The organism is Streptomyces sp. NPDC029159, assembly GCF_055564055.1.
Map to the genome: position 1 here is coordinate 130,119 of NZ_JBVHWT010000015.1, position 24,747 is coordinate 154,865.

At 70.9% G+C, this 24,747-nt stretch carries 22 protein-coding genes and 2 pseudogenes; 8 read left to right on the forward strand and 16 right to left on the reverse strand.

All coding sequences use genetic code 11. The features are described from left to right. Window positions 1–23: 23 nt before the first annotated feature. From ACZ4U4_RS25570 to ACZ4U4_RS25580, 3 genes are read right to left on the reverse strand one after another with little or no spacing between them, the layout of a single operon-like run. Window positions 24–407 (reverse strand): sensory rhodopsin transducer, encoded by a 384-nt coding sequence (locus tag ACZ4U4_RS25570; RefSeq protein ID WP_467878611.1) that lies wholly within the window; start codon window positions 405–407, stop codon window positions 24–26. A 50-nt stretch (window positions 408–457) separates the two neighbouring features. Beyond that, window positions 458–1,246: an SDR family NAD(P)-dependent oxidoreductase gene (locus ACZ4U4_RS25575; protein WP_467878614.1), complete on the reverse strand. Its 789-nt coding sequence runs from the start codon at window positions 1,244–1,246 to the stop codon at window positions 458–460. Then, complete coding sequence (locus tag ACZ4U4_RS25580; RefSeq protein WP_467878616.1) at window positions 1,243–1,920, reverse strand: GntR family transcriptional regulator; 678 nt, start codon at window positions 1,918–1,920, stop codon at window positions 1,243–1,245. Before ACZ4U4_RS25580 ends, ACZ4U4_RS25575 begins: the two co-directional genes overlap by 4 nt. A gap of 264 nt (window positions 1,921–2,184) precedes the next feature. Between ACZ4U4_RS25580 and ACZ4U4_RS25585 the strand changes: the two genes are divergently transcribed. After that, on the forward strand, window positions 2,185–3,324 hold the full coding sequence (locus tag ACZ4U4_RS25585) for a mandelate racemase/muconate lactonizing enzyme family protein (RefSeq protein WP_467878619.1): 1,140 nt from the start codon (window positions 2,185–2,187) through the stop codon (window positions 3,322–3,324). A 687-nt stretch (window positions 3,325–4,011) separates the two neighbouring features. On the opposite strand, the gene ACZ4U4_RS25590 is transcribed toward ACZ4U4_RS25585, so the two are convergent. The 4 genes and pseudogenes from ACZ4U4_RS25590 to ACZ4U4_RS25605 all read right to left on the reverse strand — a co-directional run bounded on the left by ACZ4U4_RS25590 (window position 4,012) and on the right by ACZ4U4_RS25605 (window position 8,111). Next, complete coding sequence (locus ACZ4U4_RS25590) at window positions 4,012–4,851, reverse strand: hypothetical protein (protein WP_467878622.1); 840 nt, start codon at window positions 4,849–4,851, stop codon at window positions 4,012–4,014. Then, window positions 4,848–5,582: a MerR family transcriptional regulator gene (locus ACZ4U4_RS25595; RefSeq protein WP_467878625.1), complete on the reverse strand. Its 735-nt coding sequence runs from the start codon at window positions 5,580–5,582 to the stop codon at window positions 4,848–4,850. Before ACZ4U4_RS25595 ends, ACZ4U4_RS25590 begins: the two co-directional genes overlap by 4 nt. Window positions 5,583–6,120: 538 nt before the next feature. Beyond that, a pseudogene (locus ACZ4U4_RS25600) lies at window positions 6,121–6,308 on the reverse strand (phosphotransferase); the annotation flags it as partial. A gap of 72 nt (window positions 6,309–6,380) precedes the next feature. Further along, a complete protein-coding gene (locus ACZ4U4_RS25605; RefSeq protein WP_467878627.1) occupies window positions 6,381–8,111 on the reverse strand; it encodes a helix-turn-helix domain-containing protein in 1,731 nt (576 codons plus the stop codon). Between the two features lie 72 nt (window positions 8,112–8,183). Here ACZ4U4_RS25605 and ACZ4U4_RS25610 point away from each other — a divergent pair, with 72 nt between their 5' ends. After that, complete coding sequence (locus tag ACZ4U4_RS25610; protein WP_467878630.1) at window positions 8,184–9,593, forward strand: FAD-binding oxidoreductase; 1,410 nt, start codon at window positions 8,184–8,186, stop codon at window positions 9,591–9,593. A 401-nt stretch (window positions 9,594–9,994) separates the two neighbouring features. On the opposite strand, the gene ACZ4U4_RS25615 is transcribed toward ACZ4U4_RS25610, so the two are convergent. Next, window positions 9,995–11,005: a hypothetical protein gene (locus tag ACZ4U4_RS25615; protein ID WP_467878781.1), complete on the reverse strand. Its 1,011-nt coding sequence runs from the start codon at window positions 11,003–11,005 to the stop codon at window positions 9,995–9,997. Between the two features lie 117 nt (window positions 11,006–11,122). Between ACZ4U4_RS25615 and ACZ4U4_RS25620 the strand changes: the two genes are divergently transcribed. The 3 genes from ACZ4U4_RS25620 (at window position 11,123) to ACZ4U4_RS25630 (ending at window position 12,764) form a co-directional block, all read left to right on the forward strand. Next, window positions 11,123–11,779 carry a TetR/AcrR family transcriptional regulator gene (locus ACZ4U4_RS25620; RefSeq protein WP_467878632.1) on the forward strand — a complete coding sequence of 219 codons (657 nt, stop codon included), beginning with the start codon at window positions 11,123–11,125 and terminating at the stop codon, window positions 11,777–11,779. 177 nt (window positions 11,780–11,956) lie between these two features. Beyond that, window positions 11,957–12,340, forward strand: coding sequence for a hypothetical protein (locus ACZ4U4_RS25625; RefSeq protein ID WP_467878635.1), 384 nt, complete (start codon window positions 11,957–11,959; stop codon window positions 12,338–12,340). A gap of 196 nt (window positions 12,341–12,536) precedes the next feature. Further along, a complete protein-coding gene (locus ACZ4U4_RS25630) occupies window positions 12,537–12,764 on the forward strand; it encodes a hypothetical protein (protein WP_467878637.1) in 228 nt (75 codons plus the stop codon). Here the strand turns inward: ACZ4U4_RS25630 and ACZ4U4_RS25635 are convergent. Further along, window positions 12,731–13,576, reverse strand: coding sequence for a TRADD-N-associated membrane domain-containing protein (locus ACZ4U4_RS25635; protein WP_467878639.1), 846 nt, complete (start codon window positions 13,574–13,576; stop codon window positions 12,731–12,733). The two genes, ACZ4U4_RS25630 and ACZ4U4_RS25635, sit on opposite strands and share 34 nt — an antisense overlap. A gap of 949 nt (window positions 13,577–14,525) precedes the next feature. On the opposite strand from ACZ4U4_RS25635, the gene ACZ4U4_RS25640 reads away from it, so the two are divergent. After that, window positions 14,526–14,879 (forward strand): hypothetical protein, encoded by a 354-nt coding sequence (locus ACZ4U4_RS25640; protein WP_467878642.1) that lies wholly within the window; start codon window positions 14,526–14,528, stop codon window positions 14,877–14,879. A 910-nt stretch (window positions 14,880–15,789) separates the two neighbouring features. Next, window positions 15,790–16,623 carry a PIG-L family deacetylase gene (locus ACZ4U4_RS25645; RefSeq protein ID WP_467878645.1) on the forward strand — a complete coding sequence of 278 codons (834 nt, stop codon included), beginning with the start codon at window positions 15,790–15,792 and terminating at the stop codon, window positions 16,621–16,623. A 291-nt stretch (window positions 16,624–16,914) separates the two neighbouring features. Here the strand turns inward: ACZ4U4_RS25645 and ACZ4U4_RS25650 are convergent, their stop codons facing one another. The 7 genes and pseudogenes from ACZ4U4_RS25650 to ACZ4U4_RS25680 form a co-directional block, all read right to left on the reverse strand. Continuing rightward, a complete protein-coding gene (locus tag ACZ4U4_RS25650) occupies window positions 16,915–17,166 on the reverse strand; it encodes a hypothetical protein (protein WP_467878648.1) in 252 nt (83 codons plus the stop codon). A gap of 357 nt (window positions 17,167–17,523) precedes the next feature. Next, a complete protein-coding gene (locus ACZ4U4_RS25655) occupies window positions 17,524–18,591 on the reverse strand; it encodes an acyl-CoA dehydrogenase family protein (RefSeq protein ID WP_467878650.1) in 1,068 nt (355 codons plus the stop codon). Continuing rightward, window positions 18,591–19,760, reverse strand: a complete 1,170-nt coding sequence (locus ACZ4U4_RS25660; protein ID WP_467878653.1) for an acyl-CoA dehydrogenase family protein — start codon at window positions 19,758–19,760, stop codon at window positions 18,591–18,593. The genes ACZ4U4_RS25655 and ACZ4U4_RS25660 overlap by 1 nt, the downstream gene beginning before the upstream one ends. A gap of 61 nt (window positions 19,761–19,821) precedes the next feature. Then, window positions 19,822–21,015 (reverse strand): CaiB/BaiF CoA transferase family protein, encoded by a 1,194-nt coding sequence (locus ACZ4U4_RS25665; RefSeq protein ID WP_467878656.1) that lies wholly within the window; start codon window positions 21,013–21,015, stop codon window positions 19,822–19,824. A 161-nt stretch (window positions 21,016–21,176) separates the two neighbouring features. After that, a complete protein-coding gene (locus tag ACZ4U4_RS25670) occupies window positions 21,177–22,625 on the reverse strand; it encodes a CoA transferase (protein ID WP_467878659.1) in 1,449 nt (482 codons plus the stop codon). Window positions 22,626–22,694: 69 nt separating this feature from the next. Continuing rightward, window positions 22,695–23,432: a helix-turn-helix domain-containing protein gene (locus ACZ4U4_RS25675; RefSeq protein WP_467878662.1), complete on the reverse strand. Its 738-nt coding sequence runs from the start codon at window positions 23,430–23,432 to the stop codon at window positions 22,695–22,697. Window positions 23,433–23,944: 512 nt separating this feature from the next. Further along, window positions 23,945–24,106, reverse strand: a pseudogene (locus tag ACZ4U4_RS25680) (NAD-dependent deacetylase); the annotation flags it as partial. Between the two features lie 60 nt (window positions 24,107–24,166). On the opposite strand from ACZ4U4_RS25680, the gene ACZ4U4_RS25685 reads away from it, so the two are divergent. Further along, on the forward strand, window positions 24,167–24,739 hold the full coding sequence (locus ACZ4U4_RS25685; RefSeq protein ID WP_467878665.1) for a helix-turn-helix domain-containing protein: 573 nt from the start codon (window positions 24,167–24,169) through the stop codon (window positions 24,737–24,739). Window positions 24,740–24,747 lie beyond the last annotated feature (8 nt).

Below are 24,747 nucleotides of genomic sequence, written 5' to 3' on the forward strand. Positions count from 1 at the left end.
GACCAAATTGCTCACAGGGAGGATCACCGGGAGGAGGGATAGGCGATGGTGGACATCAGGGCGTTCTCCGCCTGCCGGGAGTCGAGGCGGGTGTGCTGGACGACGATGGGGTGGTCGCTCCGGATCACGAGGCAGTAGTCGACGCCCGGAAGGATCGGCTCGGGGCCGCGGAGATCATTGATCCGCTGGTGGTGTGCGCGGCGTGCGGGAACGGTGAGTTCATAGGGTCCGACGGGCTCGCGGTCGGTGTAGAAGACCTCGACGGCGACGTGTGCGGGGTCGTCGCCCGCGTTGAGCATGCAGATGCTGTCATGGCTGGTCATCGCGGGTGCCGGTCCGGTGCTGCCCGGGGGGATGTAGCCGTCCGCGACCACCCATGTCGTGGCGCCGATCGCCTGAGTTGTCATGTGAGTTCAGCCTTTCTGCGGTGGGTTCTCGGGGTTTGTCGGAAGTCTGGTCAGAAATCGTTTGCGCTCTTGGCCATGAGGCCGCCGTCGCAGACCAGGTGACTGCCCGTGACGTACGAGGCGTCGTCGGAGAGCAGCCAGGCGGCGGCACGCGCGATCTCGGCGGGGTCGGCCATCCGCCCGAGCGGGATCTGCCGTGCCGCGGCGTCCCTCAAGCGCGCGCGCTCCGCTTCGAGCGCGTCACCGTCGAGGCCGAAGTAGAGCATCGGCGTGTCGGTGGCGCCGGGGACGACAGCGTTGACGCGGATGCCGTGAGGGGCGAGGTCGATGGCGGCCGCTCGCACGAACGCGGAGACTCCGCCCTTGGACGCCCCGTACGCGCTGTTCGAGCCGCCCGCGAAGCCGACGAAGGCGGAAGGGGAGGACACGCACACGAGGGAGCCCGGCCTCCCGGCGTCCCGCAGAGCCTGCGCGGCCGTGCGTACGGTCAGGAAGGCGCCGGTGAGATTCACGTCGAGAACGCGGCGCCATGTGTCGAGAGGCATCTGCGGCAGGGGCGCGTTGACCTCGATGCCGGCGTTCGCGATCACCCCGTCCACCGGGCCCAGTGCGGTGCTCGCCGCGCCGAACGCGTCGACGAGCTCCCGTTCGCCGGTGACGTCCACCGCGGCCGACCAGACCCTGTGGGCGCCGACGCGCCGGGCCTCGGCCGCGGCCCGCTCGGCGCTCTCGCCGTCACGGTCGAGGACGCCGACGGCCCAGCCCCGGCGTGCCGCTTCGAACGCGGTGGCGCGGCCGATGCCGCTTCCGCCGCCGGTGATCAAGATCGTTCTGGTCATTCGGAGGGGTCCTCGGTGGTTTTGAAATGAGTCTGGATGTGGGCGGTGACGGTGCGGTCCAGTGCGTGCTCGTCGCCCGCGCGAAGTGCGTCGATGAGCTCGCGGTGCTGCCCGGCGACCACGGTCGCGTCCGGGTAGTGGCTCGCGTCGCGCCGGAAGTAGGCGCGCACGCGGGGCTGGATCGACCGCCAGATCTGCAGGCAGTGCTGCTGCCCCGACAAGGTCACGACCGCCTCGTGGAAGCGGATGTCCTCGTCGGCGAGCAGCGCCGCGTCGGACGCGTCGGCCGCTTCCTCCATGTTGCGGACGAGCGACTGGAGATGGGCGTAATCCGCGTCGGTCAGACGGGGCATCGTCTTGCGGAAGGCGAACTTCTCCAGGGAGACGCGGACCGGTACGAGAACGTTCTCGATCTCCTCCTGGGAGACGCCGAGCACCTCCGTACCGCGGTACGGGTAGGAGACCACCAGGCCCTCCTGCTCCAGCTGGCGCAGCGCCTCGCGGACCGGCGCCCTGCTGGTTCCCAGCTGTTCGGCGACCCCCGACTCCGTGAGCTTCTGGCCCGCTTGGAGACGGCCCGAGGTGATGGCCTCGCGCAGGACGTCCGCCACGGTTTCGCGGCGGGAGGCGAGGGAGGCGGGGGGGAGCGTGGGAAGCGCGGGAAGACCTGACATGGCCGGAGCGTAACAGGATCGCACTTTGTCGACAATCAAGTTCGGCGGCTCCTGGGGTGCGGAGAGGGCGGGTCGGGGGGGCGGGGCTTCGTCGCATGGCGCCTTCCGGTGGTGCCTCCCCTGGCGGGTGCGGCGGGCGGTCCGGCAGACTGTAGCCGAATAGTCGATTGTCGACAATGGTCCTCTCGATCGGGTACGGTCCCGAACACAGCCGCCGCCTCGTCGGCGTCCGCGGCTATGGCACCCGTCACGAGAGGCACTCACATGAGAATCACCAGGGTCGAGACATGCGGTCTTCGCGGGGCGACCCCCGAGGGCGGTTGGTCGAACGAACTGCGCCCGGACGATGTCGTGCACACGCTTGTCGCCGTCCACACCGACGAAGGCGTCACGGGCATCGGAAGCGCGTTCACCACCGAGAATCTCGTCCGGGGCGCGATCGACCTGCTGCTCCCGCACCTCGTCGGACAGGACCCGGTGGAGGTCGAGCGGATCACCGAAACGCTGCACCAGACCGCGTTCTGGATGGGCCGTGGCGGGGCGCTCACGCACGCGACGAGCGCGATCGACATCGCCCTGTGGGACATCGCCGGTCAGGCGCTCGGCCAGCCGGTGGGCCGACTGCTCGGCGGGCGCCACCGCACCCGGGTGCGCCCCTACGCGTCGGTGCTCATGGACGAGGCCGGACCGATGACCGACAACCTCACCGAACTCGTGGAGCAGGGATTCACCGCGTTCAAGATCGGCTGGTGGAAGTTCGGACGGGTGGACGCCGCCACCGACGAGCGCACCGTCGCCGCCGCCCGCGCCGCGATAGGCGACCGGTTGCTCGCTGTCGACGCCGGCGGCTCCGAAGGCTTCTTCCCCGGCGGCCTGGCATGGGCGAAGCGAACCGCGCGGATGCTCGCCGACTACGACGTCGCCTGGTTCGAGGAGGCCCTCGCGCCGGACGACCTGGAAGGCTTCGCCGAACTCCGCGCGGGTTCACCCGTCCCCATCAGCGGCGGCGAGGTCCTCACCCGCAGGCAGAGCTTCTCCCCCTACCTGCGGCGCCGCGCCTTCGACATCGTCCAGCCCGACACCACCAAGGGAGGCGGCCTGAGCGAGTCGCGACGGATCGGCTGGGAGGCCCAGGACCTCGGCATCCGCCTGATCCCGCACGGATGGAACACGGCCATCGGTCTCGCCGCCGATCTGCAGCTCTCGTCCGCGCTCGCGTCCACCGACCTCGTCGAGTACAAGACCGGCTCGGCCTATGTGGACGACCTGGTCACGGGGGGCTGGCGACTTGGTGCCGACGGATTCCTCGACATCCCCTCCGGCCCCGGACTCGGTGTGTCCCTCGACCCCGAAGCGGTCGAGAAGTACGGCACCCGGCCCGCGTTCGCGAACCCAGAGGCGTGAGCATCCCGACCACACCCCTGCCGAAGGTCGTCGCGGTCCTCCGCGCCCCGTCGGCGGACCGCACCGCCCTGTCGTTGACGCACTCGTCTCCGGAGGCGTCCGCGAGACCGAGCTCGCGAACTCCCGACAGGCGTCGGCACTCATCCCGTAGGTGACAGCGCGCCGCCATCCGACCCGCACGCTCCCGGTCCGCTGAACGGAACCCGGGCACGCTCCACGCCGTCACCATCGCCGACCAGGGCGGCTGGGCCCGCCACTCCCGCCCCACGCTCGGGGAGCCATCGCCGTAGGCGAGAGCCCTTGTTGGCGTGCAGCTTCGCCAAACGCCTGCGGCGAGGACCGTGTCGGGACCGGAGGGGCGGAATGCCACGCACGAGTGGCGCCAGGCCGCCGACCTCGGGTTGTTGCCCTGCGGCCGTCATCGGCGAGCGACGCGTCGGTGACATCGCTCGGTCGGGCCGACGGCCCACCCCGCCGGCTCCGCGCGCCGTTGTTCCTGGCTGCCCACCGTGCCGTTCTCCGCCGCCTGGCGTGCTGTCGGCGCCGTCCGACGTGTTCTGTGCAGCGGCTCGCCGTACAGGCCAGCGGTGCGGTGCTCGTCCGGTGGGTGCGTCGAGTCGTATCGGGCGGGCGCCCGTCGCAGCGTCTTGCCGGGCGCCACGTCGCGGCGAGGGTCAAGCTGTGTGGTCAGGTGGGCTGACGGAGTGTGCTGACCAGTGCGCGCGGGTCGTCGGCGTGGAAGCGGATGGTGTGGGCCTTTTCCGTTGCGCCGAGTGGGCGGGTGAAGGGGAGTGGCCGGTTCAGCTCCAGGGTCACCGAGGTCTGGCTGCCCACGATCAGGTCGAGGACCCCGTCCTCGGAGAGGGTGACCAGGCGGCCTTCGGGGTAACGCCGGTCGACCCGGACCGAGGCGACCGCGTCCTGCGGTACGGCAAGGTCGAAAAGGGCTCCGTAACGGATCCGCAGAGAGCCATCGGGGCGCACGACGTGCGGCCGGGTGACGCAGGCAGCGTGCAGCGCCAGCACAAGGACGACGCCGTACAGGTCGAGTACCAGGATCAACCGGTGGACCACCGGCCAAGGGATGAGGAAGGCCAGTCCCACCGTCTCGATCACCATCACGAAGAGCAGCCCATACATCATTGCGGTCTGAGGCCCGGTGTAGGCGGCAGCAAGGTCCCCAGGGCGCACCCCGTGCGTGCCGCGCCGCACCCACCGCGCCAGGGAGGCGAGGGCACGCAGCTCGTGGAGGACCAGGCGGCGGACCGTCACCGGCACCGCCTCCTGTACGGCAGTCCGCAGCGCCACCCGGCGGCCCGTGCCACGGGCACGCGCGGCGACGTACAGCGAGCGCAGCACCCAGGTCTCCAGCAGGAGCACCGCGAGTACCAGCGCCTCGGCTCCCGCCAGCGCCCACCCGGGCGGCCGGACCCCGGCCACCAGGCAGGCCGCCAGGCCCAGTTCCCCCGGCAGCACGACGGCTACTGCGACCCGCGCCGCCCGTACACCCGTTGGCCGGCCGCTCATCCTCGGCCCCTTTCCACGAACGCGTCCATCAGCCGGCCCACGACTTCCGCCTGCGCAGGGGTGTACTCGGCGAGCAACGCCTCCTTGAAACCGGTCACGATCACCGCGCCCTCGGGGATCGCGGCGAACAACTCCTGGGGGACAGCTGCCATCAGGTCAGCTGCCAGGGGCGCGATGCGCGGATCGTCGGTGGGGGCTTCGGCGAGCGCGTCGAGCCGCTCATACAGTCCGACCACGGCGGGATCGGCGATCAGCGTTCCGAGTAGCGCGAGCATCTCTTGGCTACCCATGCTGGTGGCGTCCACCAGCGTGAGGTACTCGCGGTCCTTGGCCGCGCTCGGCGAGTCTGTTCGAGGGGCCCGTGCCAGCAGTGCGGCAAGCGGGGGCGAGACGGGCCCGGTCGCGCCGGGTGGCTCGGCGAGCAGGACGCCGAGCCGACAGCGACGCTCCCGGATGGCGGCCTCCTGGCGGGCCAGGTCGGCGTCGAGTTCCTCCAATATCTCGGTCAGTTCGCGCCCGGCATCGTCGGCGAGGGCGTCCCGCACTTCTTCGAGGCTGAGGCCGAGTTCGGTGAGCCGGCGTACCCGGGCGAGCAGGACGGCATCGCGGACGCTGTAGGCCCGGTAGCCGTTGGGGCGCCGCTCCGGTTCCGGAAGCAGCCCGACATGGTGGTAGTGCCGGATCGCCCGGGTGGTGAGCCCCACGAGCGCGGCGATCTCTCCGATTCGCATGCCGCCAGTAGAAACCTTGCCGTTGCGTCAAGGTCAAGCAGTGAAGGTCTCGCCGGTCCAGGAGCGCGTTCCCGCCCGGCCTCTGTGGCCTGCCGACCCGTTGCTCTCGCCGTCGGTCGCCTGCTGCTGGGCGTCGTTGCTTCGCGCAGCCCCGGTCCAGCACTCCGCGGCCCGCCGGTCCTGCGGTGCTGCCTCCCGGCGTGGTGCCGTACCGCGTCGGGTCGGTCGGTGCTCGCCTGTCCCGCATCAGCCGTCTCGTTGCCCTGCGCCTGCGCCGCCGCCCCGTCCGGCTCGCCGCCCGCCCTGCCCAGCCTGCCGGATGTACCGTCGCGGCCCCGGCTGCTGGCCGCCATCGGCCCGCCGGCCCCGACGAACGCTCGGCGTGCCACCGCTCGGCCCCGCCGGCGGGCTCGCAGAGCTGCGAGCGGAGCTGGCCGACCTTGAAGAGCAATACCACATCGCCTACGGCGCTTCATCACTGCCGCCCAGGGCGTGTTGGCGCCGGAGGAGAACGGCTGGGGTCTGCTGCGAGGATCCGGGTCGTGTCGTCCGCGCTCAGCGCCTCATGGAAGACCTCCCTCGCGTTGTCCGGCAGCAGATTCCACGCCGGGAACAGATCGCACGCCGGACCGCCCCCATGTGCCTGAAGTTGATTACCGAGGTCAACCTGCCACCGTCCACCAGCGGGTTGCCCGGCATGAGATCGACGTGCAGCCACACCGGTGACGGCAAGCGCAAGCCCGGCCGTCGAGTTGACGGATGCAGCGCTCGCGGGCCGGGTCCGATGGCGGGCGGCGCTCACCCCTCCATCCCGTCCAGTGAGTCGCTCGCCGTCTTGAGGCGCAGCAGCATCTGCAGTTCCAGCGCCCGTTCCGGAGCGCGCCAGCCCTCGCCGAGCAGGCGGTCCACGGTCGCCAGGCGCTGGTAGAGCGTGTTCACATGGATCCCGAGTGCGGTGGCTGCCGGACGGGGACGGCGGCCGTGGTGCAGGAACGCGCGCAGCGTCTCCAGCAGGGGCACCGCGCGGCGTTGCTGCTCGGCCAGTACGGGGCCCAGCACGTCGTCGAACGCCTGGTCCAGGTCGCGTCGCCCGGTGTGGCCGAGCAGGATCCGGTACAGCCCGAGCTGTCCGGCGGTCGCGGCTTCGCCGGTGCGCCCCAGTGTTTTGAGGGCACTCAGCGTCTGGCGTGCCTCGTGGAAGCACCGCCGCAGCTCCCCCTGCCCGCGCGCGGGCCCGGCGATCCCGGCCGTGGGGGCGTCCGCACCACGCGGCCACTCCCGCCGGATCGTGTCGGGACCGGCGGGAGCCACGACGAGCAGGTGACCGTCGTGCTCGGCGACGACCGCGCCCGCCAGCGACGGGGTCCGCTCGATGCGGGCCCTTGCGGAGGCGGGCGCTATGACGAGCACCGAGTACGGCGTCGACGCGTCCAGCCCCGTCTGACGCAGGGCGCGCGGGCGGTTCGACGTCATGGTGAGCAGGTCGACGAGGAGCGCCGCGCGGGTCTGCCGGGACGCTTCGGCCGCCGCCTCCTCGGCGACCAGCGCGAGGGCAAGTGCCGGGGCGGCCCGTTCGAGCAGCAGCCGGTCGCCGGGCGCGGGCTCGCCGGCGAGAACGAGCGCGCCGAAGCGCCGTTCCCCCGCCACGACCGGCTGCGCCGTGGTCTCGGAGGGCGACGGCGGTTCGGGTTCCGGGACGAAGCGAACCTCGCCGCTCGTCATCGAGCCGATCTCGGTGAGCAACTCCTCGACCCCGCCCCCGCCGAGCACCACCCGTGTCAGCCGCTGGTCCCGGCGCAGCGTCTGCTCCAGCTCTTCGGTGCGCCGCGTGAGCTGGTCGTTGGCGGCGTTGAGCGTGCCCATGGCGTTGGCTTTCTCGATCGCGCCGGCCGCGTGCGCGGCCAGCGCCGACAGCAGGATCACCTCATGTTCGGTGAAGTCCCGTTCCTGCCGCTTGCCCGCGAACAGGGCACCGAGGACGCGGCCGCGCAGGTGCAGCGGAACCCCGAGCAGCCCGCGCATGTTCTCGGCGCGCGCCGCGATGTCCGCACTGTCGTCGTGGCCGAATCGCCGCTCCTGCCGGTAGTCCGCCGTCCAGCGGGGCGCCGCGTGCTCGATCACCTCACCGGCCAGCCCGACCGACAGTGGGATCACGACGCCGGCGAGCCCTGGGGTGAACGCGCCGTTGGTGACCTTCAGCCGCATGCTCCCGTCCTCGATCAGACCGAGGTAGGCCAGGTCGACGTCGAGCAGCCGGCGCGCCTGGCCGACGATCTCCGGGAGCATGTCGTCCGGCGCGTGGAGGGTGGCCAGCCGGATCGCGATCTCGTTGAGCGCGGCCAGTTCGGCCGCCCGCTGCGCCTGCTGCCGCAGCACCATGGCCAGCCGCAGGGCCTGCGCGGTCTCGCGGCCGGCTGCCTCGGGGCCTCGCGACCGGGTCAGGTCGTCGCCGTGCCGCTGCAACTCGTCCGGCGACGCGTCGCGCAGCAACAGGTCCAGCCATGACTCGCGCATCGGTGGACGCTCCATCCATTGATCATCGGGAATGGTAGTCGGTTCACCCATTGAGCCGTGCGATCCGGCGCGGTTAGCGTCGCCGCCATGTGCAACGAAGTGTGGCGGCGTGAGTTGACCGACGAACTGGCCCGGGGCCTGCCCGCGGGCCGGATCCTCACCGACCGCGCCGTGGCCGCGGGCTACGCCCATGACGAGGCCGAATGGGCGCCCTACAGCACCCCTGCGGCGGTGGTCCGGCCGCGCACCGCCGAGGAGGTGCGCCACGTCGTTCAGGTCTGCCTGCGGCTCGGCGCCCCGATCGTGCCGCGCGGCGCGGGCACCGGACTGTCCGGCGGGGCGAACGCGACCGAGGACTGCGTCGTCGTGTCCACCGAGGCGATGACGGCGATCAAGGAGATCGACGCGCGGGAGCGGCTCGCGGTGGTCGAACCGGGGGTCGTCAACGACCATCTGCGCGCGGCCTGTTCAGAGCAGGGCCTGTGGTACCCGCCGGATCCGGCGAGCGCGCCGTGGTCGACGCTCGGCGGCAACGTCGCGACCAACGCGGGCGGCCTGTGCTGCGTCAAGTACGGCGTCACACGCGACTACGTGCTCGGCCTGCAGTTCGTGACCGGGACGGGCGAGCTGGTACGCGTCGGCCGCCGCACCGCCAAGGGCGTCGCCGGCTACGACCTGGCCGGGCTCATGGTCGGCTCCGAGGGCACGCTCGGCATCATCACCGAGATCACCGTGCGGCTGCGTCCGGCGCGGGAGCCCGAGCACACGGTCGCGGGCCACTTCTCTTCGGTGGTCGACGCCGGGCACGCGGTCGCCGCCGTCGCCGAGGCGGGTCTGATGCCCTCCGCGCTGGAACTCGTCGACCGGCACTGCCTGGCCGCCGTCGACGAGTGGAAACACATGGGGCTGTCGACCGAGGCCGATGTGCTGCTGCTCGGCCGGACCGACAGCGCGGGTCCGGCGGGCGAGCTGGAGGCGGACGCGATGCTGGCCTGCTTCGAGCGGGCGGGGGCGACGTTCGCGGTGCGCTCGACCGACCGGTACGAGGCCGACGCGCTGTTCGAGGCGCGGCGCCTGGCCTACCCGGCGCTCGAACGCCTTGGCCCGGTACTGACCGAGGACGTCTGTGTCCCGAAGGCCGCGGTGCCCGAGATGCTGGCCCGCATCGAGGAGGCCGCGGCCCGCCACGACACCCTGATCGCCAACATCGCCCACGCGGGCGACGGCAACCTCCACCCGTTGTTGATCACCCAGCCCGGCGACGAGGCCGCGAAACGGCGCGCCCAGGCCGCGTTCGAGGACATCATCGCCGCCGCGCTGGAACTCGGCGGGACGGTGACCGGTGAGCACGGGGTCGGACTGCTCAAACGGAACGGCTTCAGCACCGAGGCCGGCCCCGCCGTACTCGCACTCAACCGGGCGGTCAAGGACGCGCTGGATCCTCACCGGATCTTCAACCCGGGCAAGGTGGTGGCGTACCTGCCAGAAGGGACGTGACTCGGGAGCCGGTCGTCCACATCGGAAAGCGGTCGGTCACGGGCGCAGCGGCGGAAGAGAGCGGGGTCTTGCGCCAGGGCGAGCGTCGGCTCGGTGGTGAATGCGTGATCCTTGGGAAACCCGCCGTCGCCATCCGCGCCCGTTCGGCGAACCGGTCGGCCTGCACGTACAGGTCCCGGTCGATCAGGGCGTGGCCCCGCTTGGTCGCGCACGTCGTGTACACCGCGACGATCACGTTTCCGACCCGGCCCGTCGTGCCGGAGCACTGCCGAGGTCCGCAGGTCGCGACGGCGATGGGCCGGCGCGAGGTCTGCGGCGAGTTCGGCGAGTACCGCTTCCCTCTGCTCGGGATCTGCACTGCGCCGCAGCGCAGATCCCGAGCAGAGGTCACCGTGGGCCGGTCACCTCCGATACCGCTGTGCCACTGCGGCGAAGGCGGCCTTGGGTTCCCATTCCATGTCGGGGTAGGTCTGCCCCCGGCGTCCTTCGAGGAGTTTGACGATGCCCAGGCCGGCCCGGTCCAGGTCGTCCCGGGGGTCGCCGTCCGGGCGGTGCGGGTAGCCGGGCAAGGCGAACAGGAACACGAACGCGCTGTCCACGCCCTCGGTGTCGAAGATCTCCAGGAGTTCGCTCAGATAGGTGGCCTGGCCGGCCTCGTCACGCTCGTATATGCCGTCCAGTCGTACCGGGGCCTTGGTCTGCGGATCGTGCTCGACCACTTCCAGCACGCGCCCGCCGCGGTCTCCCGCGCCGCGGTAGGCGGCGGTGCCGAACCCGGTGATGGCGAGCGGCTTCGGGCCTTGGGCCAGGGTGCGCACCGCGTCCCGGAACCGGTCGGCGACCTCGGCGGAGCGGATCAGCTCGTACGTCACGATGTCGAAGGGGGTCCAGTCGACCTGCTCGAACTGGATGGATGCGTAGGTGAGCTCGCCCTGGAAACGCTCGCGGACCGTGGCCGCGGCATCGCGGAGGAACGCGTTGATGCGCACGCCGAGCTCGCGCATCGCTTCGGCCCGCCGCTCGGGTTGGCTCATCAGTTGCTCGACCCGCTCCTCGGGGCTCTCCCCGGGCAGGAATCCGCGGTTCATCACGCTCAGCTCGACACCTGCGACGAACACGACTGAGGCCCCCTGCTGCCGGAGTCGTTCCGCCCGCTCGGCGCAGTCGCGGAAGAGTGTGAGGATCTGCTCCGGGTCCAGCTCCAGCGGATAGGGCGAGAACCAGACCTCCAGGCCGAGCTCGGCGGCAACGCCGGCGGCCAGCTCCAGTCGGTCCGGGGCACCGCCGATGATCTGGACCGCATTGCAGTGCAGGTCGTCGCGGATGATGGCGAGCTCACGCCGGACCACCGCGGGGTCGAAGTGCTCGCGGGACATCTGGCCGTGTACGACGAATCCGGTGTCGTAGGTCATTCCTCTTGCTCGCATGGTGACGTCCCCTCTGTCGGTCTCGGACGGGCCGAGGCTGGCAGGAAAAGTGCGTGCACGCAAGTTTGCGTGCGCGCAGTCATGTGTGGAACGCTGAGCACCGTGACGACACCACTGCCAGGGCTGCGGGAGCGGAAGAAGCAGGCCACACGCGAGGCGCTACGCGAGGCGGCCCTGCGCCTGGCCGTGGAGCACGGACCGGACCAGGTGCGGGTCGAGGACATCGCCGAGGCGGCCGGGGTCTCGCCGCGCACCTACAACAACTACTTCGCCAGCCGCGAGCAGGCGATCGTCTCCGCTGTCACCGCAGACCGGGAGGCGCGGATCGCGGCGGCGGTCACGGCCCGGCCCGCAGAAGTGCACCTGGCCGACGCCGTCACCGAAGCGGTGGTCGAGCAGTACACGAACACCGGCGAGCGCGAACACAAGGCGCTGCTGCTGATCACCACCCGGTCCGCGCTGCGCGAGGCGTTCCTCGACGCCACCGCCGGCATCGAGCCCCCGCTCACGGCGGTGATCGCCGAACGCCTGGGAGACACCGGAGCGCACACGGCCCGCGTTCTCGCGGCGAGCGTGGCCGCGGCGGTTCGCATCGCGCTGGAAGGCTGGCTCCGGCCGGCGGGGAACGCGGAGGCCGCCGAGAGTTTCGGCGACGGGGGACTCGTCGTGCCCTCCGGCTCACTGCCCGACCAACTCCGCGCGGCACTGGCCCCGCTCGCGCCCGCGTTCGACGCCGCCGAGCGACGCACCCAGCGGTGAAGCCGACCCCACTGGGGCATCCGCCGGGCACGCAGTAGACCCGGCACATGCCCGCGCCCGGCCGTCACCATCCGAATCGGCCGGTTCGGCGTGGATGGCGCCGCGCCAGATCGCGATCTCCGGCTCAGGTCATCAGGGCGTGTCCGGCGGATCTTCGATCAGTATGGTCATAGGGACATGAAGGCTCTGATCTTGCTGTTCGCTGTGTTTGTCGTGTTCGTCATGCCAACCTCCCTGGTGTGGTTGTTGGGGCGGCGAGCGAGGGTCCCTCGCTGGGTGCTGATCGTGTTCTTGTCGGCCGGGTGGCTGACAGTGTTCGCCGGCTTGGCTCTGTCGCAGCGCGCGCAGTCGGGCCTGTTTCCCGAGACGTCGCCCTGCTACAGCACGCGCGGCACTCCTGTCTCGCAGTACTTCCCGCCCGACTCATTCTGCCGCCACACTGACGGGGGGTTGCGGACGGTCAATGGGCCGATCGCCAAGCTCGTGTTCTGGACCGCGGCCAACACCACCTTGGCAACGGCGATCGGCGCAGCTTTCGCGCGGTGTCGTCAACGAGCTTGACCGCGCTCGCCTCGACACAGGCGCCCCGGGCCTCGACGTCTCCCTGCGGTCGGGTAGCCGGCTACGGCAGTGTGATCCGGCTCCTCGTCGCGTGGCGGCCGAGCTGGGCAACCGAGGCTGCTTGATCCGGTTATGCAGGTCAGGAAGCTAGCCCGTCGCACCCGCCGAACGCCGCGGCGCCGCCCTGACCTTCGTCATGGGCGGACTGAGCACGGCCACCGCCCTGGGGCTGCCACTGGGCGCCCTGATCGGCGGCGCCGATTGGCACCTGCCCCTGTGGGCCGTCGCGGCACTCGGCCTCCTCGCCGCCCTGGGCATCGGCTTCGGGCTTCCCAAGGTGATCTGCCGTCCCGTGGGGACGCGGTCAGGGAGCGCTCCGGGGCTGTCGGGTCACTCGTCGGCGTTGCCGACGTCACCGCTTTGACTGATCGCGCCGGGGGCACCTGGCTCCTGTTGAGGCGGCGTGCGTGTCCCTTGTGCTTGCGGTGGGACGGTGGCCTTCCTCTTCCGGTGCTGGGACCGGCCCGGCTCCGTGGCGTTGTTCATCTGGGCACTGGCCTCTAGCACCTGGTCGATGATGCGCCGCCGCATCTCGCTTTCGGGGTCGTCCTTGAGGTCTTGGGCCAGGCGCTCGGCGGTCAGGTAATACCCGGTCAGTACGGGCTGCTCGAAGTACCGGTTGAGCTGATGGAGAGTCTGGCCGTACATCTGCAGGTAGGTTCGGTTCAAGAAGGCGGACAGTGCGGCGGCCAGTCCAGCGATGGAGGCCACGAAGATTTTCGTCTGAGTGCCGTCGAAATGGAGCCCGGCGGCAAAACAGCCGACGAGCACCACCAGGCCGAGGGCCATGGCCCGTTGAGAAGAGCGAAAGGACCGGTCCGCCTGATCGGTGGCGATGCGATGGTATTCGTCGATCTGTCCCTGGTTCAGCTCCAGGAGAGTGGCCAGCGGGGTGACGGTCTTCAACTCGCTCAACTTCTGAGCATCCAGCTCTTTCCGCCGCTCAGCGGCGTCCTCGATGGCCTTGAGCGCCGCCCTCTCTCGTCGGCTACGGATCCAGAGGTAGTAACCGCCCGCCGCCCCGAGCGCTGTCACGATGACACACACACCGGCCCACAACCACCAAGGCACAGGTACACCGGTCGCGTCCTTGTTCCTGTTGACCCAACCAATAGCCGCCCTTCCCCAACTGACAAGCCCATAGCAGATGGTGCCGCCGGCGAAGAAGTAATTCACTGACCTTCGTCGCGCGAAGGAACGCTCGTCGTCGCTACGAACGCGGGATTTTTGTGGTGTTGAATCCAACAGGACCCCCGGGAGAAGAAGCGAACGAAAGCAAGGACGCCGGATGCCTACGGCAGAGCCCAGGCCGCCGGTCGGCAACCCTCACGGACCCCCGCCTCCCGCGGGTCGGCACCACCGACCGGGCAGGCGCCGGCCACGGGCAGGCAGCACCGCTCCGATGGAGAACCCCGGGCAGACCAAGTACAGCCGTCCCATCGACGACCGCCACACCCTGAAACCCGTACAGCCGACCGCGCTGCGCCGCAGACCCCGGCGCCTGCCGTGCGAGCAGAGCAACGCCACCTTCTGCCAACGTCACCAGTGCCCGTCACCGATCCCGTGCGCGAAGACCTCGTCACCGACCGTGCCCTCCCGGTACAGGTGTGCCCTGTCCACCGCAGCCCACCCCCTTGAGCCACAGAGGGTAGGCGATGACCGAGCCCATGGACGCCGCCCTGCACCACAGCCCCGAGCAGTGGCTGAAACACAGAGCGAACGGGGCCCGCAACCACCTCGCCCTCGACCGCACCGTCGGCCTGTGGCCGCGCCGGACGCCGGTACCGACCCGCCCGCCCCACCGGCTACTGCGCCGGCTGCGACATCGAGCCGGTGGCGTGCCGCGGTGGCGGCGTGCGGACTGCCGACGATCGGGATCGGCTGCGGCGTGCCTGCCCCGCCTCCGCCACGTGCCCGTGCCGTCGCCCACGAAGTCGATGCCCGACGCGTTGCGAGCAGGACGCCGTCGGCGCGACCAGGCCGACGAGCATCCCCTAGGACGCCGCCGGCCCAGCGGCCACGGGCAACCCAGCCCGAGACGGCCCCCGCCACCCGCTGCGCGCTTGTTCCGCGGGGTGTCACGGATGGTGGGAACTCCTGTGCTCAGGGGCGCGTCTGGAGAAGCATGGTCAAACGTGCTGAATTGACCGACGCCGTCGGATTCTTGGTGGCGGTCACCGCTGCGGTGATCGGGTTGAGCGTGTGGCGGCATGGCGCTCAGCCCGGTTTGCACGGTGCCTTCGAGAGTGAGCGGGACTGGAGCCTGCTCTACGTGGAACTGCCGGCCATGCTCTTCGGATTCCCTGCGGCCACGCTGACGACCTGGCGACTGTCCCGATCTCTCCTGAGCCGTCGGGCCGGGCGGCTCACACGGACCGCGGTGCCGGTGATGACGGTTTGCGTCACTGTGGCGTTGCTGGCCTGGGCGAGCTCGATGTGGTTGCACCTCCGCGTCGCGCCTTTCTCACATCCCGAGTGAAGAACTCACCGCCCGGGCGATGCCAGGAACCGAGGCGCATGACCCGGGCACGGCCTGCGCGGCCCCGCGCGGTCGGTCGTCCGGGTTCGTCGGGCACACTCGTACACGCCGGCGGGCGCGCGGGCGCCCTGAGTGGCGGGGCACGGCAGAAGCGGAATGTGCACCGGCGTTGGTGCACGATCCGCACGCGGCCTGCTGGACAAGCCGCGCCAGAGCTTCAACCGGGAGACGTATCCGCGCTTCGGAACCTCCCCGCCCGGCTGATGACCACCCGGCCGACCTCCCTCGACTGTGGGCCGGTCGGCGCTGGTTGTCCCGCATCTGGAATGGCACACCGAGCGGCACAACGCGCCTGATGGCAGCCACGATCCAGGACGACGCCATCGCCGAACTCGACAGCGACCGGAGCACCTGCACCGACGTCCCCCTCACCGGTCTCGGTGCCCGACACAACGACACACGGGACGTCGGCACGCTCGCGGCGCCTGCCCCTCCTGCGCAGGTGACTGTCCATCGTGCGACCCGCAAGACCGCGACCGTCCAACCCGGCACCGGCCGTCCTCGCCGACCGACCCAGCCCCATCTCCGCGGCACCAACACGCGACTCGTACACCCTCAGCAAGTCGCGGACGAAGACGTCCGTCAGACCGGCGCAAGCGCCCAGCGAAACCCGGCGTCCTCGGACCGCTGGTGCTTCGCTCACGTCGAAACACCGACACCCAAAGACCAACCGCCCATGCCGGGAACAGCCGGTCCGGCCGGCACTGTTGCACCGACAGACGCACCGACGCCACACCGGCGGGAACACGGACACCACAAGGCCCTCCGCCTGCCGGAATCCGGACCTCAGGACCGCGGTGAACCCACCGCGTACTCGGGCCAAGTCGTATTACTACAGAAGGACTCGCTCATGACTGACCGACCCTTGACGCTCATGGCAGTGCACGCCCACCCCGATGACGAGGCGACCAGCACCGGAGGAATCCTCGCGCGATACGCGGCGGAAGGCATGCGCACCGTTCTCGTGACGTGTACCGACGGCCGTTGCGGTGACGGACCGGGAGGCGCCAAGCCGGGCGACCCCGAGCACGATCCGGCAGCCGTCGCCATGATGCGCCGTCAAGAACTCAAGGCGAGCTGTGAAGCCCTGAAGATCAGCGATCTGGAAATGCTGGACTACGCCGACTCCGGAATGGTGGGCTGGCCGAGCAACGACGCCCCCGGATCCTTCTGGCAGACCCCCGTCGAAGAAGGCGCCGCCCGACTGGCGGAACTCATGCAGCACTACCAACCCGATGTGGTCGTCACCTATGACGAAAACGGCTTCTACGGCCACCCCGACCACATCCAGGCCCACCGCATCACGATGGCGGCGCTGGAGAGGACGGGACTGACACCGAAGGTGTACTGGACGACGATGCCCCGCTCAACGATGCAGCGGTTCGGGGAGATCATGCGCGAGTTCGGCGAGGACATGCCGGAGCCGGACCCCGCCGAGGCCGCCGCGATAGCCGAGATCGGCCTCCCCGACGACGAGATCACCACATGGGTGGACACCACCGCATTCAGCGGCCAGAAATTCGACGCGCTCGCCGCTCATGCCAGCCAGGGCGAGAACATATTCTTCCTCAAGATGGGCAAGGCGAGGTTCGGTGAGTTGATGGGCATGGAGACGTTCGTACGTGTCCAGGACACCACCGGCGCGGCCGTACCCGAGAACGACCTCTTCGCCGGACTGCGCTGAACCGCCGGCCCGACCAGCCCCCGGGAAAGCTCTCGCCCGCACAGCACGACCGAGCGCGCCACACACCCGGAGGTTTCTGCGCACGTTCCGCTCCGGCAGCCCACGGCCAGACCCTCGCCGGCGACGTCTGACCTGTGCCCCCACCGCCGACCCGGCACCGCGCCCGCCCACACCACCCGGCAACCACACAGCCGGCAGATCCGCGGGCCGCTGACTCGCAGGGCGCGCGACGACCCAGGTCACAAGCTCGGCGGTCTGCACCGATCACGACAGACCGCCGAGCGGCTTCGCTCACTTTCCACAGCAGCGTTTTTCTGGTTTGGGCAGCAGTTGGCGATCTCCGGGCTCGTGGATGTTCACGAGAAAGGGGATCTGGCTCAACTTCTGTGACGTGGCCACCCAGGAATCCAGCGCGGGGAGGCGAACGGCCTGACGGCGCTGCGGGCCCGGCGGGAGTCCCGCACCGGATGTGGAAGCCCTCGAGGAACGCGCCGAGCGGAAGGCGAGCGTGATCTTCACTTCCGGTGTGGCCGCCGACGTCACCCACTCCCTCCTTGAGCACGCCCGCGTCGCAGCCGCGGCGATCCGGGCCCGGTCTCCGCGGTGGTCGACGCCGCCCTGGCACCCGTCGACGTCACCGCGACCGTGTTCGTGATGAACGACGGCGGCCTCTTCCACCACCGGCCTGGCGCACCAGGCCGAAGGCGTTCGCGGCGCTGGCCGCTCATCCCACACCAGCGTGTAACAGCTGACTGACCACCAGCTCTTGCGGTCTGCACTCCCGCGGCCGGCTCGGGTCGGGGAGTGCAGACGGCTTCTGGGCCGGTGCAAGAGGCGGAGGGGCCGTCGGCCGGGTTGGGCCGGCCGACGACGAGGCAGGGCGGGGGGAGGGGGCAGCGATCAGGGTGTGGTGGTGAGTGTGGGCCAGAGGGTGGTGGCGGTGAGGGGGTGGGCCAGGCGGTGTGCCCAGTAGGTTTCGTCGCCGTCTTCGTCGCGCCAGGACCACAGGCGGGTGGTGGCGAGGTGGAGGGGGTGGAGCCGGGTGATGCCGATGGCGCCGTGGAGTTGGTGGGCGATGCGGGTGATCTCGGTGGCCGAAGCGGATGCCTGGGTCTTGGCGGCGGCGACGGCGAAGTGGGCGGCCGCGCCGCCGGTGTCCAGCGGCGTGGCGGCTGCCTGGACGGCGGCGCCTACCAGGGCGGCCTCCTCGATCAGCCGTGCCTCTTCCTGCTTGACGGCCTGGAAGCGGCTGAGCGGACGGCCGAACTGGGTGCGGGCGGTGGTGTGGGCGACCGTCAGGTCGACGCAGCGTTCGGCGGCACCGGCGATCAGGGCGGAGCGGGCCAGGGCCGCGCGGAGCCGGGCCTCGTCGAGCAGTTCGGGGGAGATCCGGCGGACCTGTGCGGCGGGGATCTCCAGGGCGACGAGGTGGAGGTCGTCGCGGGGTTCCTCGGCGAGGTTGGTGCCGGGGGTGGGGACGGCCTGGTCGGGGGTGAGGGTGAACAGGACGTGGCCGGAGGGGGCGGTGGCCAGGACGATGACGGCGGTGGCGGTGCGCGCCCAGGGGACGCGGCGCAGGGCTCCCGTGACCAGCAGGATGTCGTCGTCGCCCAGGCAGCCGGCCGAGCCGACCGGGGAGGCGGCCGGATGGGCGTAACGGACGGTGAGCTCGGGGGCGATGGCGTAGCTGAGCGGGCCGTCGGGGACGGGGAGGCCGACGCGGCGCAGCAGCGGGCGGGCGACCAGGGCGGTCTCGGCGAACGGCCCGGGGACGGCGCGGTGTCCTGCTTCCTGGGCGGCGGCCAGCAGTTCGGCGGTGGAGGCGTCCGGGGACGGGAGGGCAACGGCGTCGGGGGCGGTGGTGTTGGTGACGGTGGCGATGGCGTCCGCATCGGCGTAGAAGGCGGTGGTGCCGTAGGCGTCGGCGGGGACGACCGGGGTGCTGGTGTCGATCGTGTGGGTGTACATCAGCGCTGCTCCAGACCGCGAGTGATGATGCCGCGAAGGATTTCGTTGGTGCCGCCGCGCAGGGTGTAGCCGGGGCTGTGCAGCAGGGCGAAGGCGAGCAGTTCGGAGTGGCTGCCGGGAGTGGCGTGCGGGTCGGCCGGGGTCGGCAGGATGCTGCGGACGGTGTCGGTCAGCGTGCCCTCGAGGCGGGTGCCGAGGTCCTTGACCAGGGCGGCCTGGATGTCGGGGGAGGCTCCGGCGTCCAGGGCCGCGGCCACGCCGAGGGACAGTCGGCGGATGCTGTGCAGACGGGCCGTCAGGATGCCGACCCGGGTCAGCTGTTCGGCCGTACCCGGGCGCTGCTCCAGTTCACGGAGCAGGGAGACCAGCAGGGGGAAGGCGGAGAGGTAGCGTTCCGGGCCACTGCGTTCGAAGGCGAGTTCGCCGGTGACCTGCTTCCAGCCATCACCCTGCTGTCCGAGCAGCATGCCGTCGGGGACGTGGACGCCTTCGAGGTGGACGGCGTTGAAGCGGTGCTCGCCGCTCATCAGGTGGATCGGCTCGATGCGTACGCCCGGGGCGCGCAGGTCGACGATGAACTGGCTGAGGCCCGCGTGCCTGTCCTCGGCCTCGTCGGTGCGGGCCAGCACGATGGCGTAGTCGTTGACGTGGGCGCCGCCGGTCCACATCTTGGTGCCGGTCAACTGCCAGCCGTCGGAGGTGCGTTGGGCACGAGTGGCGACCGAGGCGAGATCGGAGCCGCTGCTCTTCTCGCTCATCCCGATGGAGAAGAAGCATCGCCCGGCGGTGATCCGGGGCAGGAAGAAGCGGCGCTGCTCCTCGGTGCCGTGCTGGAGGATGGACGGCCCGGCCTGCCGGTCGGAGACCCAGTGGGCGCTGACCGGGGCGCCGGCGGCGAGCAGCTCCTCGATCACCACGTAGCGCTCCAGGAAGCCGCGGCCGGCGCCGCCGTACTCGGTGGGCAGGGCCATGCCGACCCAGCCGCGCTGGGCGAGGCGGCGGCTGAAGTCGGGGTCCCAGCCGGCCAGCCAGGAGTCGGGGCGGCCGAGCACGGTGCCGCGGGCGCGCTCCTCGTCTAGGAAGGCGCGGACCTCGACGCGGAGGCGGCGGGCCGATTCGGGCAGGACGACGTCGGGGAATGCGATCGGTGAAGGCGTCGAAGGCGACATGGTTCTTTCGCTCCCGGGTTGGTGAATCAATGGATGCGCTTCTTCTCGTTACGGAATTCGGTCAGTGCGTGGGATGCAGCAGGGCGGGGTCGAAGCCGGCTTCGCGGAGCACTTCGTCGGTGTGCTGGCCGATGGCCGGGCAGGGCCGTAGCTCCGGCTCCGGGTCGGCCGAGTAGCGGACCGGGCGGCCGATGACCCGGTAGCGGCCCTCGGTGGGGTGTTCGGCCTCGTGCAGCAGGCCGCCCTCTCGGGCGTAGGCGGTGGTGGCGGCGGATTCCAGGTCGAGCACGGGGGCGGCGGCGATGCCCGCCCGGTCGCAGAACTCCTGCCACGCGGCACTGGTGTGCCGCGGCGTCAGCTCCGCGAGCAGCGGATAGAACGCGTCGGCGTTGCGGGCCCGGTCGGGGCCGGTGGCGAAGCGCGGGTCGGCGGCCAGTTCGGGGCGGCCCACGAAGTCGGTGAAGTCCCGCCAGTTGCGGTCGCTGTGCGGCAGGATGCACATCCAGCCGTCGGCGGTGCGCAGGGCGCGGCGCTGCGGGCTGAGCGAGCGAGCCGAGCCGAACTCGCCGTCGGCCTCCAGGGCGGCCGCTCCCAGGTGCTCGACCAGGTTGAAGGCGAGCATGGTGTCGGCCATCGGCACCTCGATGTGCTGTCCGGTGCCGCCGTGCTCCCGGTGGTGCAGCGCGGCCAGGACCGACTGGGCGATCTGCATGCCGCAGATCTTGTCGGCCAGCACGGTGGGAACGTAGTGCGGTTGGCCGCAGACCTGCTGGTTGAGCCAGACCAGGCCGCTGGCCGCCTGGATGATGTCGTCGTAGGCGGCGTGGGTGCCGTAGCGGCTGTCACTGCGGAAGCCGTGGGCGCTCGCGTAGATCAGGCCGGGGCTGACGACCGCGATGTCGCCGTAGCCGAGGCGGAGCTTCTCCAGGGCCTGCGGGCGCAGGTTGGTGATGAAGACGTCGGCGGTGCGCAGCAGGGCGAGCAGGGCGTCGCGGCCGTGCGGGGCCTTGAGGTCGATGGCGGCGCTGCGCTTGTTGCGGTTCAGGTTGAGTGCCGGGCCGCCCATGCCGGGGTGGCGCCGCGGCGGGTAGTGGCGCGTCATGTCACCGGTGGGCGGCTCGACCTTGATCACATCCGCGCCCAGATCGCCGAGTTGCTGTGCTGCGTACGGGGCCATGATCACGCTGGCCAGTTCGATGACGCGGACTCCGGCGAGGAGTCCCCGGCCGGACGGGCCGCTCGGCTTCTCGGACATCTTCCGGTGCCTCCTGGGAGATCGGGTGGGTGGGTGAGCGGGGTGGTGCGGTACGGGATCGCGCTCCGGAGGACGTGAGGCTGTGCCGATATGCGGCTCCGCCGGGGGCGCGATCAGCCCCACCGGCCCGCAGATGACGTACGGCACTTCCCCTGGAGCGCTCAGCGCCACTGGAGCGCGGCGGACCCGAGCGGGGTACGCCGGCCGGGCTGGGGGACCGTGCGCCCGCTGTACGCGAACGGGGTCGCCGGTTCGGTGAGCGGGCCGAAGTCGGTCCCGGTGGTCGACAGCGCGGCGAGCGGCGCGCGCCCGGGCCGGGGCAGGTCGATGACGTTCTCCCGTGCCAGCAGCCCGAGCTCCTGAACCCAGTGACATACCCCGGCCAAGGTCACGCGGATCCGCCACGAGCCGCCCTCCGTCGCACGCCGGCGCAGGACCGTTGCCACGGCGGCAGCCCCGAGATACGCGGCGAGGTAGTCATTGAGCAGGTACGTCGGCGGCAGCGACGGCCGGTCGGTCCACTCCTCGACGGCGAATCCGGTTGCCGAACAGGCGAGTTGGTCGAAGCCGCCACGTTCACCCCAGGGGCCGTCGGCGCCCCAGGCGTGGTATTCGAGGGTGATGAGTCCGGGGCGGCGCCGGACGAGTTCCTCGGTCGACGCCCCGTGCCGGGCAAGTCCCCGGTAGGCGTGCACGAAGACGTCCGCGTCCTGGAGCACCTCGTGGAAGGCCGTACGGTCGTGACCGTCGCGCAGGTCACAGTAGGCATTGCGCTTGCCGCCGCCGGTCATCACGATCATCGGGATCGGGTCAGGGCGGTCGGGACGCGACAGGTGCAGCACGTCGGCGCCGAACTGGGCGAGGAGCCGCGCCCCGACGGGACCTGCGATGACATGGGTGAGATCGAGCACCCGTACGCCCGTGAGTGCCTCGTCGGCCTCGCCGATCGGCTCCAGAGGCCGGGCCGGCCCGTCACCGACGCGTTCGATCTCGACGACCGGGCGCCGCGCGACGTACCGCCCCGCGGGATGTGCGAGCCACTCGTCCCGGCTGCGCACCACGCAGGCGACGCCGCCTCGCGCGCAGATGGCCTCCTCCAGCGTGAAGGCGTCCCAACCGGCCGCGGCCCGCGCGATCCCCACCTTGTCGAGCCCGCACCTCAGCACGGAGTGGACGGCGTCCCGCAGATGCGGATAGGTGGTGATGAGGAAGATCCACCGGCCGTCGCGTGCCCGGTAGAAGTCGTTGTTGCCGAGCAGCGTCGGATCATCGAGCAGAGCGCCGAGCGGGCGCCCCGACAGCGTCGTGTGATAGGTCGCCATGAGCTGGTCGATCGCGGCCCCGGCCTGCACCTGAACCCTCTGGTGCGGGTGCCCGCGCTGTTCGCCGACCGCCGCCGTCTGCCGCCCGAAGACCCCGATCGCGGCAGACATGGCATCGGCGAGGCGGTGCACCGAGGGCACCAGGGGATCGGCCCCGACGACGGTGATGTCCTTGGCCGCCCGGGCCGGATCGGGGTCGCCGAGGGTGTGCAGCAGCCGGGAGACGATCTCGCTGGTGGACGACGGCGTCGGTGTCGGCTCGGTCGTGGTCAGCCTGTTCGAAGTCATGCCGGGATGCTCACTCCCGGCACCGCACGGGCGCCCGGATTCACGGATATCCGTGAACGGATGCGGACGTCACGTCCGCCTCTCCTGGAGGTGCGCGAGGAGCCGGGCCGCCGCCCGGTCCAGGCGCAGCCGCTCCGAGCGGCCGCGACGCTGGTGCATCAGGACGAGGGCTCCCGTGACGACGGGGCCGTCGGTGACGGGGATCGCGAGTGCGCTGACCTCGGGGTCGGCCAGGCCCTCGCTGCGGCTGATCCGCGACGCGCGGATCGACGGAAGAGCGCAGCGGAACTCGGCGACGCCCTCGGGGTCGTGGCGGGCCAGCTCGTCGAGCAGCCCACGGCGCTCCGCCTCGTCGGTGAAGGCCAGCAGCAACCGGCCGGCGGCAGTACGCAGCAGCGGCCGGGCCAGGTGCTCGTCGGCGAGCGGCACGAGCCGGGGAATCTCGTCCTCGCCGCCGCGCGCGAGGTGCACGGCGTCGAGCCCGACCCGCACCGTGAGCAACACCGGGGTACCCGCGACGCGACTCAGCCCGTCGAGTTCGGCCTGACTGATCCGAGGGACGACCCGGCCTGCGATGAGATGGAGAACGTGCGGGGCGGGCCCAAGCCGGAAACGCCGGTGCTGTTCCAGCAGAAAACCCGTCGCGACAAGGCCGTTGACCAGATCCTGCACCGAACTCGCCGGCGCCCCGACCGTCCGCGCCAACTCGGCCACGGTCACCCCGCCCGGCGCCCGCGCGGCGGCCTCCAGGATCCACACGACCCGATCCACCGTACGGTGACGCCGACGCCGGCCGTGCTCACTCATCCCGCCCCACCTTGTCCTCCTTGTGCGTCGCCGACCCCTCAGGCCGACAGGACCCGCCGATTTTCCCCCATCACCCCGACGATCAAGTCGGCCCCGGCCTACACAGACGTCACCAGCCCGGCAGCAGAAGGTGGTTCACGCAAAGGCAGAAGGGCTTTCTCCGGGTCGAAATCGTTCCGCCTTGGCGAGCTCATCGAGGTGATGGCACGGTGCGCAGTGGACTTCCCAGGACCGCCGAGTCCCTTGCCGAGGAACCCGCCGCCACACCTGCGTCGAGGCGGACTCCGGCAAAGGGACAAGACCGTGAGACACGTTGCCGTGGCCCCTGGAGGAGACACACGGGAAACACGCAGGCCGCCATCACGGAACGGGACATTCCGATTCGAGCCCCTCGGCCGCCAACCGCGCTTGGGTGATCGGAGTCCGCTTCGTCTTCGCCCTGCACGCCGCGCACGCGGGGCCCGAGTCCCGGCCGTCATTGACCTCTCGCCCGTGACTGATCACTGCTCAGGGACGGCCGTCTTCCGAGCGCCGTGGTCCGCGGCGCTCGCTGTCGGCTGCACCTGAAGGATGGTCCCCACCGCGAGGAACACCGCGCAGGCCTTGGCGATCTCCCATGCCTGCGCCGGCACCTCCGGATCGAGCCGCTCGCCGAACGTCACCGTCGCGGACTGCTCTGTTGCTGCTCGAACTCGAATTGGAAGGGGCCATGCCGTTTCGGGCAGTATCAGGGGGTGAACAGCGCGAAGAAGGACGTTCTGGATGCGGTCGGGCCCCGTCTGCGGGAGCTGCGTCGCCGGCGGGGGATCACGCTGGCTGAGCTTGGCCGGCGGACCGGAATCAGCGAGAGCACGCTGTCTCGTCTGGAGGGCGGCAGTCGCAAGCCGACTTTGGAGCTGCTGCTGCCACTCGCCGAGGTGTACGCGGTGCCCCTCGACCATCTCGTGGGCGCGCCCCCTACGGGAGACCCGCGCATTCACCTGCGCCCGGTGACCCGGGGAGGCATGACGTTGGTGCCGCTGAGCGATCCTGGCGGCGCCCGAGCTTATAAGCTTCTCATTTCACCCACGTCCCAGAGCGAGCCGGAGCTGCAGACTCACGACGGTTTTGAGTGGCTCTATGTGCTCGCCGGACGGCTCAGGCTGCTGCTGGGCGAGCAGAGCCTGAGCCTCAAGCCGGGCGAGGCCGCGGAGTTCGACACGCACGTGCCGCACTGGATTGGTGCCGACGGCGACCAGGCCGTTGAACTTCTCATCCTGCTTGGACGCCAGGGAGAACGGGCCCACCTCCGGGTCCGCGCCACCTGACCCGGTCG